This is a genomic window from Shewanella sp. TB7-MNA-CIBAN-0143 (assembly GCF_040310065.1).
Classification (GTDB): domain Bacteria; phylum Pseudomonadota; class Gammaproteobacteria; order Enterobacterales; family Shewanellaceae; genus Shewanella.
Genome location: NZ_JBEOPL010000014.1, coordinates 44372 through 62368, shown reverse-complemented (window position 1 = coordinate 62368; position 17997 = coordinate 44372). Strand labels below are relative to the sequence as shown.

18 protein-coding genes are annotated in these 17997 nt (G+C 40.4%); 12 read left to right on the top strand and 6 right to left on the bottom strand.

Going from position 1 to position 17997, the window contains the following annotated elements; translation table 11 throughout:
- The first annotated feature begins 372 nt into the window (after positions 1-372).
- The 8 genes from yoaA (at position 373) to rnd (ending at position 8981) form a co-directional block, all read left to right on the top strand.
- Positions 373-2298, top strand: coding sequence for a DNA repair helicase YoaA (gene yoaA / locus AAEY97_RS12725; protein WP_350999181.1), 1926 nt, complete (start codon positions 373-375; stop codon positions 2296-2298).
- A gap of 73 nt (positions 2299-2371) precedes the next feature.
- Positions 2372-3073: a tRNA (adenosine(37)-N6)-threonylcarbamoyltransferase complex dimerization subunit type 1 TsaB gene (gene tsaB / locus AAEY97_RS12720; protein WP_350999178.1), complete on the top strand. Its 702-nt coding sequence runs from the start codon at positions 2372-2374 to the stop codon at positions 3071-3073.
- Positions 3074-3132: 59 nt separating this feature from the next.
- Entirely contained in the window at positions 3133-3462 is a 330-nt protein-coding gene (locus AAEY97_RS12715) for a hypothetical protein (protein WP_059745362.1), read from the top strand.
- On the top strand, positions 3455-4132 hold the full coding sequence (locus AAEY97_RS12710) for a M50 family metallopeptidase (protein WP_350999174.1): 678 nt from the start codon (positions 3455-3457) through the stop codon (positions 4130-4132). Before AAEY97_RS12715 ends, AAEY97_RS12710 begins: the two co-directional genes overlap by 8 nt.
- A 77-nt stretch (positions 4133-4209) precedes the next feature.
- Entirely contained in the window at positions 4210-4992 is a 783-nt protein-coding gene (locus AAEY97_RS12705; RefSeq protein ID WP_243756366.1) for a class I SAM-dependent methyltransferase, read from the top strand.
- Between the two features lie 21 nt (positions 4993-5013).
- The gene (locus AAEY97_RS12700; RefSeq protein WP_335692175.1) at positions 5014-5907 is read left to right on the top strand and encodes an alpha/beta fold hydrolase; all 894 of its coding nucleotides are present in this window, start codon (positions 5014-5016) and stop codon (positions 5905-5907) included.
- A 198-nt stretch (positions 5908-6105) separates the two neighbouring features.
- Positions 6106-7779 (top strand): long-chain-fatty-acid--CoA ligase FadD, encoded by a 1674-nt coding sequence (gene fadD / locus AAEY97_RS12695; RefSeq protein WP_182743674.1) that lies wholly within the window; start codon positions 6106-6108, stop codon positions 7777-7779.
- Positions 7780-7868: 89 nt separating this feature from the next.
- Positions 7869-8981, top strand: a complete 1113-nt coding sequence (gene rnd, locus AAEY97_RS12690; RefSeq protein ID WP_182743673.1) for a ribonuclease D — start codon at positions 7869-7871, stop codon at positions 8979-8981.
- 102 nt (positions 8982-9083) lie between these two features.
- Here the strand turns inward: rnd and minE are convergent, their stop codons facing one another.
- The 3 genes from minE to minC are packed head-to-tail and all read right to left on the bottom strand — an operon-like array spanning position 9084 to position 10849.
- A complete protein-coding gene (minE, locus tag AAEY97_RS12685) occupies positions 9084-9344 on the bottom strand; it encodes a cell division topological specificity factor MinE (protein WP_011637201.1) in 261 nt (86 codons plus the stop codon).
- Positions 9345-9346: 2 nt separating this feature from the next.
- Complete coding sequence (gene minD / locus AAEY97_RS12680; protein ID WP_011637202.1) at positions 9347-10156, bottom strand: septum site-determining protein MinD; 810 nt, start codon at positions 10154-10156, stop codon at positions 9347-9349.
- Between the two features lie 27 nt (positions 10157-10183).
- Complete coding sequence (gene minC / locus AAEY97_RS12675) at positions 10184-10849, bottom strand: septum site-determining protein MinC (RefSeq protein ID WP_101087580.1); 666 nt, start codon at positions 10847-10849, stop codon at positions 10184-10186.
- A 119-nt stretch (positions 10850-10968) separates the two neighbouring features.
- Between minC and AAEY97_RS12670 the strand changes: the two genes are divergently transcribed.
- From AAEY97_RS12670 to AAEY97_RS12660, 3 genes are all read left to right on the top strand, one after another.
- Complete coding sequence (locus AAEY97_RS12670; protein WP_101087581.1) at positions 10969-11247, top strand: YcgL domain-containing protein; 279 nt, start codon at positions 10969-10971, stop codon at positions 11245-11247.
- Positions 11248-11278: 31 nt separating this feature from the next.
- Positions 11279-12247: a lytic murein transglycosylase gene (locus tag AAEY97_RS12665; RefSeq protein WP_101087582.1), complete on the top strand. Its 969-nt coding sequence runs from the start codon at positions 11279-11281 to the stop codon at positions 12245-12247.
- A 62-nt stretch (positions 12248-12309) separates the two neighbouring features.
- Complete coding sequence (locus tag AAEY97_RS12660) at positions 12310-12756, top strand: YcgN family cysteine cluster protein (RefSeq protein ID WP_101087583.1); 447 nt, start codon at positions 12310-12312, stop codon at positions 12754-12756.
- Positions 12757-12825: 69 nt separating this feature from the next.
- On the opposite strand, the gene dsbB is transcribed toward AAEY97_RS12660, so the two are convergent.
- Together dsbB and nhaB are read right to left on the bottom strand one after the other, a co-directional pair.
- Positions 12826-13335: a disulfide bond formation protein DsbB gene (dsbB, locus tag AAEY97_RS12655; protein WP_162022934.1), complete on the bottom strand. Its 510-nt coding sequence runs from the start codon at positions 13333-13335 to the stop codon at positions 12826-12828.
- A gap of 116 nt (positions 13336-13451) precedes the next feature.
- A complete protein-coding gene (nhaB, locus tag AAEY97_RS12650) occupies positions 13452-15038 on the bottom strand; it encodes a sodium/proton antiporter NhaB (protein WP_101087585.1) in 1587 nt (528 codons plus the stop codon).
- Between the two features lie 588 nt (positions 15039-15626).
- On the opposite strand from nhaB, the gene fadR reads away from it, so the two are divergent.
- Positions 15627-16346 carry a fatty acid metabolism transcriptional regulator FadR gene (gene fadR / locus AAEY97_RS12645; RefSeq protein WP_350999167.1) on the top strand — a complete coding sequence of 240 codons (720 nt, stop codon included), beginning with the start codon at positions 15627-15629 and terminating at the stop codon, positions 16344-16346.
- 134 nt (positions 16347-16480) lie between these two features.
- Here the strand turns inward: fadR and AAEY97_RS12640 are convergent, their stop codons facing one another.
- Positions 16481-17992, bottom strand: coding sequence for a SpoVR family protein (locus AAEY97_RS12640; protein WP_350999164.1), 1512 nt, complete (start codon positions 17990-17992; stop codon positions 16481-16483).
- Between the last annotated feature and the right edge of the window lie 5 nt (positions 17993-17997).

Below are 17997 nucleotides of genomic sequence, written 5' to 3'. Positions count from 1 at the left end.
GATGCCTGATATATTGTCATTTGACTTATTTGGTCAAAATCGGCCGAAAAAGTCACGAGCATAAGTGTTAAACGCAAGGTTACCAATGAAAAAGTGGTATTTGAATTCACCCCTGAACACCACATTCAAAACCTGTTCTCTGAATTACTAAAAAATAAACGTTTGATTATATTTTATACGAGTCAAGAAATGCTGAGTCACGCTGGTGGCCAGCATTTTTTGTTTCTGGTCTAAATTTAGTCAAATCATCGATATTGTTTATACAACTGCCTTTACAACTTTTGGTGATAAACAGTTGGAACATGATGCCGTTATAAGCATAATAGCCCAAATCACACTACATCAGCATTAGCGCGATAATTTGAGGATGCTTTGAGCTCTACACTTACCCAATCTGTAATCCATGAATTTAGCGATCGCGGTGCGTTAGCCAAACATGTGCATCATTACCACCATCGACAAAGTCAGACAGATATGGCCGTTGCGGTCAGTGACGCTATTGCTAAAAAGCATAATCTGATTTTAGAAGCGGGTACTGGTGTGGGTAAAACCTATGCGTATTTAATTCCGGCCTTACTCAGCGGCAAGCAAGTGGTTGTGAGTACCGGCAGTAAAAATCTGCAAGAGCAGCTATTCCTCAAAGATCTCCCCGCATTACTTGCCATGTTAGATGTACATGTACCGATTGCGTTATTAAAAGGGCGTAACAATTATTTATGTCAGTTACGTCTTGAAAAGCAGATGCAAAATGCCAGTCAATTTAGCGAATATTATATTGATGATTTACTCAAGATTAACCAATGGGCACATTTAAGCAAAGATGGCGATATCGGCAATTTAACCTCGGTGGCAGAGCATTCAGAGGTTATTCCTAGCATTGTGAGCACCAAAGAAACCTGTACGGGTAAAAAATGCGATCATTATGATGTGTGTTTTACCCGTAAAGCACGTATTAGGGCCATGGAGGCAAAAGTGGTGGTGGTTAATCACCATTTATTTTTTGCCGACCGCTTACTCAAAGACACCGGGTTTGCCGAGTTATTGCCAGATCCTGATGTGGTTATTTTTGATGAAGCCCATTTGGTGCCAGATATTTGCATTAACTACTTTGGCAGCCATATCTCCAGTCGCGAAATTGATCAGTTGCTTAATGGCATCATTAAAATACACAAACAACTCATTCGCGACAGTATTCAAATAGAGCAACTGTCGCAACGTGGGCTGTTGGCTTTGAGTGACTGGCACAACGCTATGTACGACAACCAAGTAACTGATTGGCGTAAAGTACTCGCCAATAAACACTTAGCGACAGTATCGTGGGCACTACAACAGGCACTTACCGACCTTACCAATGTAATGCGTCATCATCTTGGGCGTGAAGACCAACTCGACTTAGCGTTTGAACAATTGCATGAGCTTGCTGAAAAGCTACAAGACTATTTTGAATGCAAAGACATGCAAGCGGCTTATAATGTCGAGTTAGGTCCGCGCTTTATCCTGTTAAGACTGAGTCCTATCAATGTGGCAAAACAATGCCAGCAGCTGTTTGATGCCAAAACTCGCTGGATTTTCACCTCGGCTACCTTACAAGTAAACCGAAGTTTGGGCCATTTTGCGACTGAGCTTGGCTTGTCATCAGCGCAACAAATCATTTTAGACAGTCCATTTGATTACCCTAATCAAGCGGTATTTTGTGTACCGCGCCATTTAGGTAAAGTAGGGCAGTCGCAACATACGGTAAAACAATTAGTCGATGTGTGTATTCAAGCTATCAACGCGGCTCAAGGCCGTACGTTCATATTGTTTACTAGCCATCAAATGCTCGAACAAGTTGCATCCGCTTTACAAGGTAAAGTCGCTTATCCTTTACTGGTACAAGGCCAAGCCAGTAAACAAAGTTTGTTAAATAAATTTAGGCAGTTAGGTAATGCAGTATTACTCGGTACCAGCAGTTTTTGGGAAGGCGTCGATGTTCGCGGTAAGTTACTCAGCTGCGTGATTATCGATAAGTTGCCGTTTGTATCGCCAGATGATGCTTTATACAAAGCCCGTTCAGCCAATGCCGAACGTCAAGGGCTTGACCCCTTTAACCATATTTCTCTGCCACAAGCGGTCATAAGTTTAAAGCAAGGCGTCGGGCGGCTAATCCGTGATGAGAAAGACCGTGGTGTGCTTATTTTGTGCGATAACCGCATCGTTAACCGCGCTTATGGCCAGGCGTTTATTAATTCTTTGCCACCCATGCAACGCACACGTGACTTAGACCGTGCATTACAATTTTTAAAACAAATCCCTTAAGCTTTTTAAAACCGTACGCATCAGTTATCATATTGAGTCTATTTGATGTTTTTTTACTGGGTAACCCATCATAATGCCAAAGCCGTTAACCATCCTCGCTCTTGATACTTGCACTGAAACTTGCTCCGCTGCGTTAACCATTAATGGTGAGGTGTTTGCACTTATTGCTGATGCACCACGTGAGCATAGTCAACGATTATTACCTATGGTCGATGAAGTGCTAGCCCAAGCCCAAGTGACACTGGCCGATGTGGACATGATTGCCTATGGCCGCGGTCCTGGCAGTTTTACCGGTATCCGCATTTGTACCAGCATGACCCAAGGATTAGCCTTGGGACTCGACTTGCCGGTTATTGGCATTTCGACCTTAGCCGCTATGGCCCAATTAGCCATAACAGAGCAAGGTGCTACGCAAGTATTGTGCTGTATTGACGCCCGTATGAAGGAAGTCTATTGGGGCCAATACATTGCCAAAGACGGCATTGCTACCTTAGTAGGTCAAGAACACGTTAGCGCGCCAGAAGCGATTGAGTTAACCCTCGATACACAACAAAACATTAGTGTTTGTGGCACAGGCTTTGAAGCCTATCCACAATTATTAACGATAGCGCCACACATGACACCATGCACTCAAGCGACTTATCCAGATGCGAAAGCCATGTTAATTCTTGCACAACAAGGTTTTCAACAAGGTTTGCATACTACTGTTGATGAACTTTCGCCTGTGTACCTTCGTGATACTGTTACGTGGAAAAAACTTCCGGGCCGAGAATAGCCATTCACGACAATTTGACATAAAGTATAAGATTCAAATATAGGTAAACGGTGTCGTTAATGACGATAAATTCAGCATTATCAATGGCAAATAATCAATCAGGCCCAATTAGCCTGAGCCAAGCTGTTGCCGGTAATCGGCCGATCATAGCGGCCCACGAACCTATTATTGTTAATCCTGCTACTGTAGAAACTGAGGTTCAAGGGATTGAAGCTCGCAACATGGCCATTGTTGATGATTCAACTTTATCGGCCAAACAGCAAGCGCGTGTTGAATACGACCGTGAGACTTACAGTCAGCGTGGCGCTATAGCTCAGTATTTATCGACACAGCATTCTGCTAAAAGAGACGAAATTCAACAAATGGTTGGTATTGATTTATATGCCTAATGTGCCGTTGTCTGCAATACCCAGTCGTAGCCGTTTTGTGATTGAATTACTGTTGGCTTTTTTACTGACGCGATTCCCTTATATCTCTATACCTTTTAAATGGTTTGAAAGTTATTTTCACGAATTATCTCATGGCATCGCGACATTATTGACCGGTGGCTCGGTCAGTCATATTCAGCTATTTCCAAACGGCGCTGGCTTTTGTTTTAGCCAAGGCGGCAGCAGTATATTAATCGCTTATGCGGGCTATTTTGGCGCCGCACTCTGGGGTTATTCGATATTTCTGATGGCAACGCAAAAACAGACTATTAGATTTACCCTGACTTTACTCGCGTTTACCGTGGCAGCATCGTTACTTTTTTGGGCTCGCGATGTGTTAACCATTGTTATACTCAGCGTATTGATAATACTTTTTTTGTTACCACTTAAATTAAAAAACAGTAGTCTGTTAAACACCTTACTGCGTATATTAGGGTTAATGATTATTTTAAATGCCATGGCAAGTCCGATGGTATTATTGGGGTTAAGCGGTCAAGGCGATGCGGTTATGTTAGCTAAAATGACTTGGCTACCTGCATGGTTATGGGTAATAACATGGCTCGCCTTTAGCGGGTTTATGTTGTTGCTCTGTTGGCGTAAAGTTGATCGAAAAAAGGGAGTGTCAAAATGAAACGTAACATGATGTTAGGAGCCTTAATTGGCTTATCAAGTTTAGGTATGTCGACCGCAATATACGCAGCCGATAGTATGCCCGATAAAAAAGTGACGGCACCGCAGGTTAGTTCTGCCCTTGCTAAAGCAGTGGCCAGCGAGTTTCGTACTGCAGATAATAAACTACGTGACCAATATCGTCATCCTGCTGAAACATTAGCGTTTTTTGATATTAAGCCTGAACAAACTGTGATTGAACTATGGCCAGGTGGTGGTTGGTATGCTGAAATTTTAGCGCCATACCTAGCTGAAAAAGGCCAATATGTAGCTGCTAATTTTGAAACTAATCCTGCAACAGACACGAATCAAAGTGCTTATTACAAATCAGCGGGTTTGAAGTTTGAAAAATGGGTTAGCGATAACAAAGCCAGCGTAGGCAATGTACAGTTTGTAACGCTTGATCCACCGGCTAAGTTTTCATTGGGTAAAGATAATTCTGCAGACCACGTATTAACATTCCGTAACTTGCACAATTGGGCAATGAAAGGAGAGTTGGAAGGTGTGTTTAAAGCCGCTCATGACGTGTTAAAAGTTGGAGGCTCATTAGGCATTGTTGAACATCGTGCCAATATCGGTATGGCTGCAGAAAGTGGCTATATGGATCAAAATCAAATGGTTGAGTTGGCCAATAAATACGGTTTTGAATTAACCGGCAGCTCTGAAGTGAATGCCAATCCTAAAGACACTAAAGATTATCAAAAAGGTGTGTGGACATTACCACCGCGTTTAGCTATGGGTGATCAAGATAAACAGAAGTATCTTGATATTGGTGAAAGTGATCGTATGACAATCAAATTTACCAAAATAGCCGCTAAATAATTTTTGCAAAGTGAGCCAACAATGTTGAACATTGATGTAGAAGAAATTCAATTGCCGTTGGCTCATATTACTCTTGCAGCTAAACGTTATGGTCAAGCCGACAAGCCAGTGATTTTGGCTTTGCATGGTTGGCTTGATAATGTCGACAGTTTTATCCCCTTAGCGCAGGCCTTTGCCCAGCAAGGGTTATTCGATAAATTTCAACTGATGTGCATCGATTGGCCAGGGCATGGATTATCAGATCATCGCCCAGGGCGTTATCCGTTGCATTGGGTTGATTATATTTACGATCTGCAAGCCGTGATCCATACCCTGTCACAAGAAACGGGTCCCATTATCTTATTGGGCCATTCGCTCGGCGGCATTGTGGCGTCAGCTTACAATGCATGTCTTGCTGACAACATCCATAAACTCATATTAATAGAAGCCCTAGCACCGTTATCTGAATCTGCCACACAGGCTAAAGATCGCTTACGAAAAGGCTTACAGCAACAACAACGCTTTAATCGTCAACTCGCCAGAGTCACTCCAACGTATTCTTCAATGGATACTGCGATTCAGGCTCGCCATCAACTCACTGGATTAGCATTACCATGGTGCGAAATGATCACCAAACGTAATATGGCTACCACTGATGGCCATTATTCTTGGCGTAGTGATCCTCGGTTAAAATTAGATTCACTTAACCGTTTTACCTTTGAACAGGTTGACGCTTTGATGACAATAAGTGACACGCCTTCGTTACTCATTGTTGGCCATGATGGCTATAAACAATTAACAGTATCAACAGAGCAAGCCAATAAATGGTTTTCCAATATTGATATCGTTCATTTAGCCGGAGACCATCATCTTCACATGGGGAATGCTGACCTGGTTGCTAAATCGATTGGAGCATTTATTCTAAATAGCCGCTAGCCATAGGTGAAAACGCTGTTATTTTTAGTTTATTTATGTGATTATGATCGAAAATTAAAACACTTGTATGATTTAGTTCATGACAAGCAACATAATAAAGCCTGCGAAAACAATATTAATGATACGCAGACAATAAAATATTTTACCACTGACGGGGAATGCACGTCTTAGCACAGTGGGCATTATTAGGAGACACCTGTGGACCAGCCTTGGATTAATAATTTACCTGAACATGTTCCGGCCGAAATCGACCCATCTCAATTCAGTTCTTTAGTACACATGTTCGAAGATGCAGTAGCAAAATATGCTGACCAACCTGCATTTATTAACATGGGTGCGACGATGACGTACCGTAAACTCGAAGAGCGAAGTCGAGCATTTGCTGCATATTTACAAAACGAACTGCACTTAAATAAAGGCGACCGTGTTGCCATTATGATGCCCAATTTGCTGCAATATCCTATTGCTCTGTTTGGTATTTTACGTGCGGGTATGGTGGTGGTTAATGTTAACCCACTGTATACGCCACGGGAATTAAAACATCAATTAGTCGATTCGGGTGCAAGAGCCATCATTGTGGTGTCTAACTTTGCTAACACTCTAGAAGAAATTGTTGATCAAACACCAATAGAGTCGGTCATTATCACTAACCTTGGTGATCAGCTCAGCGCACCCAAACGCACCTTAGTGAATTTTGTTGTTAAATACATTAAAAGATTAGTACCAAAATATCATTTACCGCATGCATTATCATTTCGCGATGCGCTCTCTAAAGGCCGACGCCTGCAGTACATTAAAGCCGATATTAGCGGCGAGGATTTGGCCTTTTTACAGTATACCGGTGGAACTACAGGGGTATCTAAAGGTGCCATGTTAAGCCATAAAAACGTAGTAAGTAACGTTTTACAAGCTAGTGGCGCTTATTCTCCAACGCTTGATGATGGTGCTGAGTTTGTGGTGACAGCATTGCCTCTTTACCATATTTTCGCACTGACAGTTAACTGTTTATTGTTTTTACACAAAGGCAGTAAAAATCTTCTGATCACTAACCCTCGAGATATCCCAGCATTTGTGGGTGAACTTAGAAAGTACCCGTTTACGGTATTAACGGGTGTTAATACCTTATTCAATGCTTTGGTTAATAATGAAGAATTTACTCAACTTGATTTTTCTGGTTTAAAATTGTCTATTGGCGGCGGGATGGCGGTGCAGCGCGCCGTTGCTGATAAATGGCAAAACCTTACTAAGACACGTTTACTAGAAGGCTATGGTTTAACTGAAGCATCACCATTGGTCACATGCTGCCCCTATAATCTCAGTGGGTACAATGGCTCTATTGGTTTTCCTGCGCCTTCAACCTTCATTCAGATACGTGATGATGATGGTAAAGTATTAGCCCAGGGTGAAACTGGTGAGTTGTATGCTCAAGGCCCGCAAGTGATGCAAGGCTATTGGCAGCGTCCGGAAGAAACGGCCAGTGTGATTGATAAAAACGGTTGGTTAGCCACTGGTGATATTGGTTATATGGATGAAAAAGGTTTCTTTTTCATTGTCGATCGTAAAAAAGACATGATTTTAGTGTCAGGTTTTAACGTATTTCCGAATGAAGTGGAAGAGGTTGTTGCCCTACACCCTAAAGTTATCGAAGTCGCTGCTGTTGGCGTTCCCAATGATGCCAGTGGCGAGTTAGTGAAGATTTTTGTGGTAGCAAAAGACAAATCATTAACCGAAGAAGAACTGATTAAGCACTGCCGTCATCATTTAACGGGATATAAAGTTCCTAAGCTGGTAGAATTTAGAGACGAATTACCGAAAACCAATGTGGGTAAAATTTTACGCCGACAACTTCGAGATGAAGTTAACAAAGCGTAAAATCAAAGCCGGCAACTAAGCCGGCTTTTTTATGTTTGGTTGTTATCAGCTTATCGTATTGCTCACACCTTTTTTTAGCGGAGCCTATTTTGTTAACGTTTGAATATATCAGTGATGATGCCAGCCTGTTGTCATTAGTTGAACAATACCAACAAAGCACCTTGCTGGTGCTAGATACTGAGTTTGTCCGCACTCGAACCTATTATGCTAAATTAGGCCTTATTCAAGCCTATGATGGCAAAACTTTAGCCTTAATTGATCCGGTTGCGATTACCGATTTAAGCCCATTTTGGCAGTTATTAACTGACCAAAATATTGTCAAATTAGTGCATTCATGCAGTGAAGATCTCGAGGTGTTTGCTCATTATGGTGAATGCCAACCAAGCCCTTTATTTGATAGCCAAATAGCGGCAAGCTTTGCTGGTTTAGGCCACGGATTAGGTTATGCCAAGCTCGTTGACGCATGCTTGCAAGTCGAAATAGATAAAGGCGAATCACGTACGGATTGGATGAATCGTCCACTGTCTGATGCGCAATTACAGTATGCGGCTAATGATGTGTTTTATTTATATCAATTATACCCTCAGCTGCAACAGAAGCTTGCTGCGGACAATCGTCTTGAATGGTTGTTTGAAGAAGGTCAGCGTATGACTGAAGGGCGCATGTCATTGCCAGAAGGCGACAGCGTTTACCTTAAAGTCAAAAATGCATTTCAATTATCGAGTCAGCAGCTAGCCTATTTAAAAGTATTGGCGAAATGGCGTCTAGCCAAAGCGGTAAGCCGCAATCTAGCGCTGGGTTTTGTGGTAAAAGACCATGCATTAATTGCATTAGCCAAAAAACAACCGATCACACTGGCGGAATTGAATAGTTTAAATGACTTAACAGATCAAGAGAAACGCATTCACGGCAAAGATTTATTAACAGTTATGGCGACGGCAGATTTAATTAATCTACCTGAAGAAGTTGATGTTGTTGCGCTTAAGTCAGGTTATAAATCAGCTTTTAAAGAAGTTAAAACAGTCTTAACTGAATTATGTGAGCGTGAAAATGTAGCATTAGAATTTGTTGGTTCTAAGCGCCATATTCATGAATTTCTATTATGGTTGTATCACAACAAACAAACACCAACACCGATACTCTTGGTCGGTTGGCGTGGGCAGTTGGTAGGTGATTTACTAGAGCCAGTGCGCTTTAGTTAATTCAGCTTTAGTTAATGCAATTTATCAACATACCAAAAAAGGATACTCGCATAATGCCAGTATCCTTTTTTGTGTTAAGCAGAGTAGGGTGACCTTGGCTGATTACTTTGAATCAGGTAAGGTAACGTTTAACTCTAACACCGATAAATTGTCATCGTTTTGGTCAAGTTGCACAGAGACTTGGTCATCTGATATTTGCACATATTTACGGATCACTTCGATGATTTCTTGTTTCATCTTTGGGAAATAATCAGGTGCACCACGTTCACCACGTTGATGAGCCACAATAATTTGTAATCGTTCTTTTGCCAATGATGCGGTATTGGGCTTTTTACTGCTTCTAAAATAATCAAGTATCGACATAGTTAGCTCCCAAATATCCTTTTAAGGAATCCCTTTTTTTCTTCTGTAATAAATCGAACAGGTACATCATCACCTAATAAGCGTGCAACCGTATCGCCATAAGCTAAACCTGCATCACTTTCTTGATCAATAATGACCGGTACACCAGAGTTTGACGCCTTCAGTACCGATTGAGACTCAGGGATCACACCGAGTAATTCAATGGCTAATATTTCCTTCACATCCTCAACACTGAGCATTTCACCCGTTTTGACCCGCGCAGGGGAGTAACGAGTTAACAATAAATATTCTTTTATGGGCTCTAAAGACAATTCCGCACGACGTGAACGGCTCTGCAGCATGCCTAATATACGATCTGAGTCACGTACAGAACTCACTTCAGGGTTAGTGGTAACAATCGCGATGTCGGCAAAGTAAAGCGCCATCATGGCACCTTGTTCAATACCCGCTGGTGAATCACAAACAATATAATCGAAATCTTTGGCTAAATTCTCAAGTACCCGGCCAACGCCTTCTTTAGTGAGCGCATCTTTATCGCGTGTTTGAGACGCGGGTAAGATAAACAGTTTGTCGCAGCGTTTATCTTTAATTAACGCTTGGTTCAAATTAGCTTCACCATTAATGACGTTAACAAAATCATATACGACTCTGCGTTCACAACCCATAATCAAATCAAGATTACGTAACCCAATATCAAAATCGATAACGACAGTTTTCTTTCCTTTTAAGGCCAATCCGGTGGCAATTGCTGCACTGGATGTTGTTTTACCCACACCGCCTTTACCTGATGTGACAACAATAATTTGCGCCATTTATATTTATATCCTTGTATTTGCCGATTATTGGGGCAATGATTCAACAGTAAGAGATGCGCCTTCAAGGCGAACACAGCCTCTTTGACTTAGATCGTATTGTTGCAAATGTTCTGTCAACCAATACTGTCCAGCAATCGATACTAATTCTGCTTCTAACGAGTTAGCGATAATCACACTTTGATTATCTCCCGCAGCACCCGCCATGGCTTTCCCACGAAGAGCACCATATATATGGATGCTACCATCAGCAATGACTTCAGCGCCATTACCAACCGCACCAAAAATGATTAAATCAGCATTTTGTGCGTATATTTGTTGTCCAGAACGCACATTTTGTTTAACAATTTTAGTTGCTCGTACAGGCAACTCAGCTTTGCGGGCTTGTTTACCCGATTTAACCACTGCAATTGCCATGCTTTTTGCTTGTTCAATTTGTTCTGGGCTGGCATCGGTAATGCCTACAATAATAAGATTTCGGTCAATTAATAATTGTTTTAGTGCATTAAAATCAATGTGAGTATGCTGAATGGCTGATAAATTTAATACCAAGGGGGCGCCCAAAAAAAACTGGGGAGCTTGAGCCAATTTGTTGTCTAATTCAGCCGCAATGATATCGAGATCGTTATGATTGATATGCAGTACTGATAAGGTAAAAGACGTGGCCTTTAATTCGAGATTTTGTTTAGCCATCCCGGCGTGATTCTCCAATACTTCAGCGATAAACTGATTTACAATTATTTTCTTGTGCCACCATGTTATAGTGTGCTTAGTTGACTATCAAGTTTGAACCTTTGGAAATTTACACTAAAATGATATGTGCAGTATATAAAAGCGGTCGAAGAGCAGATACTTACCTTTTTGTCAAAAAACGTGATGTATTTGATGACGTTCCTGAACCGTTAATGGAAATGTTTGGTTCAAAGACATTAGTGATGATTGTACCTTTATCTAAACGAGATCATTTAGGTATCGCTGATATTGACAAAGTTAAGTCAGCATTAGTAGAAAAAGGCTATTACTTGCAAATACCACCACCGCAAATTAATTTACTCGAACAACATAAACAAGAATTAGCTTTTAAGAAATAAGCTCATTCTTAAAGGAGTAATCAAGACGAATATGATTCAAAAAATCATTTTATGTGCATTTTGTTACTTCATTTGTTCTAATATTGCCATGGCAGAAGACCGCCGTGGCGAATTTTCCGACTATTTGTTGGAACTACAACAAAGGGCAATAGCCACTGGCGTTAATCAACTGACAGCAGAACGCTATATTGCTAATATTAAAATCTTCAAAAAAGCCAGCCTCAATACCCATTCAGATGAATCACAAACATTAGAACACTTTATTCCCCAAGCTGTACCTGAAATTACCGTGAGTACAGCCAGAGCAATATTTCAGCAACATGAATCACAAATAGAAAATATTAGCCGAACTTATCAAGTTCAGTCCCGATTCCTGATGGCATTATGGGGGATGAACTCTCGTTTTGGAGAGCGAACAGGACGTTTTTCTGGGTTATCTGTTTTAGCCTCACTGGCTTATAAAGGCGATAAAGAAGCTTTTTACATTAATGAATTTATTGCAGCGCTCAAGCTAATCGAACAAAAAAATATTACCGAAGATTTATTGCAAAGTTCTTCATCAGGGGCGATGGGGCAGATGCAAATGATGCCTAGCCAGATACTCCAATACGGTATAGATGCCGATAAAGACGGCATCATTAATGTCTGGGACAGTATGGATGATGCCTTTGCATCTACGGCTAATATGTTACATCAACAAGATTGGCAATATGATTCTACGTGGGGAAGACAGGTAAAAACGACAATGATGTTAGATCCAAACTTACTTGGTTTACAATCACATCACACATTTCCAGATTGGCAAGCCTATGGTGTCAGGCGTTTTGATGGTGCAGATTTACCCCAACGTAATGACATGGAAGTATCATTAATTGCGCCGGATGGACCCAAAGGCCGCTTTTATTTAACTTATAATAATTTTCGATTATTACATCAATTTAATAATTCTTTGTACGATACGCTGGCAATAACCTACCTTTCTGAGAAAATTAAACAGTAAATTGTACCGTTTTAGGTGTAAAATGCGTGAAAATTTAGACAATAAACTACTTTAGACATAAAATGATGACTCAGTTTTGGATAACCACACCTTTAGAAAACATGACCCCCGAACAATGGGAGTCTCTTTGTGACGGCTGCGGTAAGTGCTGTCTAAATAAAATCATCGATGATGAAACTGATGAACTTTATTATACCAATGCCGCCTGCCATCTATTGGACAACGATACTTGTGGTTGCCGTAGATATCCTGATCGTTTTACTTATGTGCCTGAATGTACTGCCATTACGCCTGAGAATATTGCTGAGCTGACTTGGTTACCCGATAGCTGTGCTTACCGACGTTTGCATGTTGGTAAAGGCTTACCTAGCTGGCATCCGTTATTGACTGGAAATAAACAGGCTATGCATGCATCGGGCATTTCGGTACAAGGTAAAACCGTAAACGAAATGAAAGTGAAGTATTTGGAAGACTGTATTGTACTGTGGCCGATGCTAGACGTTGAATAATCAATTCTTCAAATATAAAAAAGACCTCAATGAGGTCTTTTTTATATTTGATTTCGAACTTTTGCTGATTTATTTTGCAGATTTAAGTGCAGGTAACAACATCAACAACCAAATAACACCATAAACAGCAAAACCAAGCATCATCCATTGTGCCATGCTGACAGACAGCCACGACCATGGTGAGTCACTACACATGCCTGTTGGCGAGAATACTGAAGGTAACCAGGTGTCTAATGGCATAAAACTGGGGAATTCGGGGTAAAAAGAACAAGTCGCAAACGGTGAAGGATTAACTTGCATCTGGTTTAGATCATAAGCTAATTTGAAGCCCCAAACCGCCGATACAGACCATCCAGCCATACCCACAAATCGTAACAACCACACTTTCGGTTGTAGTATCCCTATCAGCGCTGCCAGAATAATACCGAGTACAGCAACCCGAATATAAATGCACATGACACACGGCGCTAGATCCATTCCATATTGAAAGAAAAGGGCTGCCAATTCCAATCCAATGGCGGACAATAATAATAAACCCCAAGACAAACGGTTATGGCAAAACTGCTGTAGTTGCGACAATTTCAGTTCCTAATAAATGTGTTAACAGATAAAAAAACACCCTCAAATGAGGGTGTTTACACAAACAATAGAGACTTTAAGATAATTTATCTACTAAGTCCAATAAGCTGATTTAATTAATGACCCATTGCCGCGCCACTGATGTCTTTGGCTGAGTGGTGGATAATTAATTGAGTTTCATAAAGTAAATCAGTCATGTCGACTAAGAAACCTGACTCAATGGCCATCACGCCCACAATTGATAATACAATCGTATAAGGCAACGCCATCCATACCATACGGCCGTACGATAAACGAATAAGCGGTGCTATGGCCGAGGTTAACAAGAATAAGAACGCTGCTTGTCCATTCGGCGTAGCCACAGAAGGTAGGTTAGTACCGGTATTAATTGCCACAGCAAGTAAATCAAATTGATCTCGAGTGATTTGGCCACTCATCAATGCTGCTTTCACTTCATTAATGTAAACAGTTCCCACAAACACGTTATCACTGACCATAGATAACAAGCCGTTAGCGATGTAAAAAATCACTAACTGCATATTGCCTTCATAACCTAATGCCCATTGGATCACTGGAGCAAACAGTTCCTGGTCAATAATCACACCAACGATGGCAAAAAATACCGCCAATAGTGCAGTGAAAGGTAAAGCTTCTTCAAATGCTTTACCCAAAGAATGTTCGTCGGTTATACCATTAAACGCAGTGGCTAAGATGATGACTGATAAACCAATGAGGCCAACAGAAGCTAGGTGAAGTGCTAAACCAGCAATTAACCAAATACCAATAAGGGCTTGGATAACCAATTTCATTTTATCTTGATTGGTTCTGTGCGAGTCTTCATGAGTGGCGTAATCAGTTAAAATCTTATGTACTGCATCAGGTAATTGTGCACCATAACCAAAGACTTTGAATTTTTCGACAAGAAAACAAGTGAATATACCTGCAACCAATACTGGCATTGTCACTGGCGACATCCGTAAGAAAAACTCACCAAACTGCCAATGGGCTTGGGCCGCAATGATTAAGTTTTGTGGTTCGCCAACCATGGTGCAAACACCACCAAGAGCGGTACCAATGCCTGAATGCATTAATAAATTACGTAAGAATGCTCGGAACGATTCTAATTCTTCATTGTTTAACTGTTCAGTTGTTTCAGATGTATGGTCGTGACCATCATTAAAACTCTTTCCTGAAGCCACTTTGTGGTAGATAGAGTAAAAACCAACGGCAACAGCAATAATAACCGCGATGACCGTTAACGCATCTAAGAACGCAGATAAAAATGCCGACGCAGTACAAAACATCAATGAAACGATGATTTTCGAACGTACTTTGGTAATCATCTTGGTAAATACAAACAGTAATAACTGCTTCATAAAGTAAATACCAGCGACCATGAAAACTAAAAGTAACAATACTTCTAAGTTTGCTTCAATTTCATGTAGAACTTGCGAGGGAGATGTCATGCCAATAAATACGGCTTGAATTGCGAGCAAACCGCCTGGCTGAAGTGGATAACATTTAAGTGCCATTGCTAGAGTGAAAATAAATTCAACGACTAGCACCCATCCAGCGATAAATGGACTGACATAAAAAAACAGCAGGGGATTTATTACTAAAAATGCCAAAATTGCGTATTTGTACCATTTAGGTGAATTGCCTAAAAAGTTTACAAATAGCGCCTGACTTTTGGTTACAGGCATATCAGCCTCTCCGATATTGTTATTGTGGCAGTATTGTTACCATTTTTTGATAGCTTACAATACATCATTATTTTCAAATAGATTTGGGAGAATAGAGGCAACTCAGATTAGAAAACTTGATAAGCATCAATTTTTCGTTAATTGAGTTTAAAATTCAATTCGATTGAACTGAGTATTTTGGCCAATTACTCTCTGTTGAATAAAGATATCTTGTTATAGCAAACAATGTGTTAGCAAAATAGTTTACTCACTAACTACGTATGGCTCTTATTTTCATCGCTAGTGTAGCTTAAAAAAAATCGAATTGTAACGCTGTTATTGTCGTTAGAATTAACACGTGGCGTTAACAAACTAGCTACATCATTATATACTAAACTTAAAGAGTTCTATCAGATAAATTGATGATATGTCGATGATTATAGTGGTTTAATGTGATGAATATTCAATTATTGATTTTTGCTCAGTTTAGTTGTTTGAAAATCAATCGTAATGAGCGTAGTGATTAAACAATGGTTTTTATTTTCTACCGCTCTGGTATGATCAGTCACAATAGTTTCGCCATTGTTTAGCAATAGGATATGAAGGCTGATGATCATCAATGCCAAAGGGCCAGCGAGTTTTGCCGAGAAATATATTGTTCGTTCCATTTGGGAAAACAAATTTCCACCGGGATCAATTTTACCTGCTGAACGTGAGCTCTCTGAACTTATCGGTGTTACTCGAACAACGTTAAGAGAAGTGTTACAACGTCTTGCTCGAGATGGTTGGTTGAAAATTCAACATGGTAAACCTACCCAGGTGAATAATTTTTGGGAAACGTCTGGGTTAAATATTTTAGAAACCATTGCTGATTTAAATCCGGATGGTTTTCCACTACTTGTCGACCAATTAATGGCTGCTCGTGGTAACGTAAGCAACATTTATTTTCGGGCCTCCATTCGCCACAATCCTGAAAAAGTAGTTGATGTATTAGCGGGTATTCATAGATTAGAAAATGATGCAGAAGCGTATGCTACATTTGATTACCAATTGCATCATACATTAGCTTTTGCATCAGGTAATCCATTGTATGTATTGATTTTAAATGGTTTCAAAGGTCTTTATAATCGTGTTGGTCGATATTATTTTTCGAGCCAAGAAGCTCGTGAATTAACCATGCGTTTTTATGTCAAACTTGAAAAGTTAGCTAAAGATAAAAATTACTCTGACGTACCAGCATTAATGCGTATCAATGGTATCGAAAGTGGCAAAATGTGGCAAAAATTACGTGATGATTTACCTGCTGAAATGGGTCATGATAAATCCTAGTGAATTAGTGAATTAGTGAATTAGTGAGTAAAACCTCTCATTTACACTTAAAAAAGAGCCAATCAAATCGATTGGCTCTTTTTTTATAGCATAAATCATCTCGTTCAAACCACAGACTGTAAACTAGATAGACTTTATGCTGCTGTTTCTGGACACATTGATAAGGTACTAACAATGCCTAAGTGATCAAGTTGCTCCAAGGTGACATTAAATCCCCATAATCGATGTAAATGCTTTAATACCTCTTGATGGTTGTCTGCCAGCGGGATGCCGTCAAATGGTATGTAGCGTAAGATAATTGACCTGTCACCGTTCACTTGCACTTGTTGTACTTGTATATTGGGCTCGATATTCGACAGATTATATTGTTGTGATAGGGTGTTGCGAATATCTTGGTAACCTTGATCATCATGAATGGCCGATATTGATAGTTGACTGCGTTTTTCATTATCTAAAATACCAAATAGCTTAAAGTCACGAATCACTTTAGGTGATAAATATTGGCTAATAAAACTCTCATCTTTAAAGTGTTTCATGGCAAAGTGAACCGTTGTCAGCCAATCGCTGCCTGCAATGTCTGGAAACCATTTTCGATCTTCTTCAGTGGGGGTTTCGCAGATGCGTCTGATATCGATAAACATTGCAAAACCTAAAGCATAGGGGTTTATGCCACTATAATGTGGACTATTATAGGCAGGTTGAGCGACCACTGCGGTGTGATTTTGCAAGAATTCCAACATGAAACGGTCGGTAACTTTATCAGTATCATATAAGCGATTAAGTATGGTGTAATGCCAAAAAGTTGCCCAGCCTTCGTTCATCACTTGGGTTTGCTTTTGTGGGTAAAAATATTGCGCCATCTTACGTACTATACGCACCAATTCACGTTGCCAAGGTGCTAATAATGGTGCGTTTTTTTCAATAAAATATAAAATGTTTTCTTGAGGTTCACTGGGGAAAATAGCCGTCGTTTCAGGGGTGTCTGTTTGTGGCGATGTAGGCAGCGTTCGCCATAAGTCATTCACTTGGCTTTGCAGATAATCTTCACGCTCTTGTTGTCTTGCTTGTTCTTCTTTGAGTGATACTTCAGCTGGACGTTTGTAGCGGTCTACACCGTAATTCATTAATGCATGGCAAGAGTCTAAGGTCAGTTCAACTTGCTCTACACCATAACGTAATTCACATTCACGAATATAATTCTTAGCAAAAACTAAATAATCAATAATCGAACTGGCATCGGTCCAGGTGTTAAATAAATAGTTATTTTTAAAAAAACTATTGTGGCCATAACAGGCGTGAGCCATAACCAATGCTTGCATCGTGATGGTATTTTCTTCCATTAAATAGGCGATGCAGGGGTCGGAATTTATCACAATTTCATAAGCTAACCCCATTTGGCCGCGCTTGTAGCCTTGTTCTGTTTGGATAAACCGTTTACCAAATGACCAATGAGTGTAACCAATGGGCATTCCTATCCCTGCATAGGCATCCATCATTTGTTCCGCGGTAATAATTTCAATTTGATTCGGATAAGTATCAAGTTTAAAGAAAGCCGCGGCCTGTTCAATTTCATATTGATATTGTTGCAGTAAATCAAATGTCCACTCGGGACCATCATCTAACGGGTTACGTTTATGTTGAACCATGATAG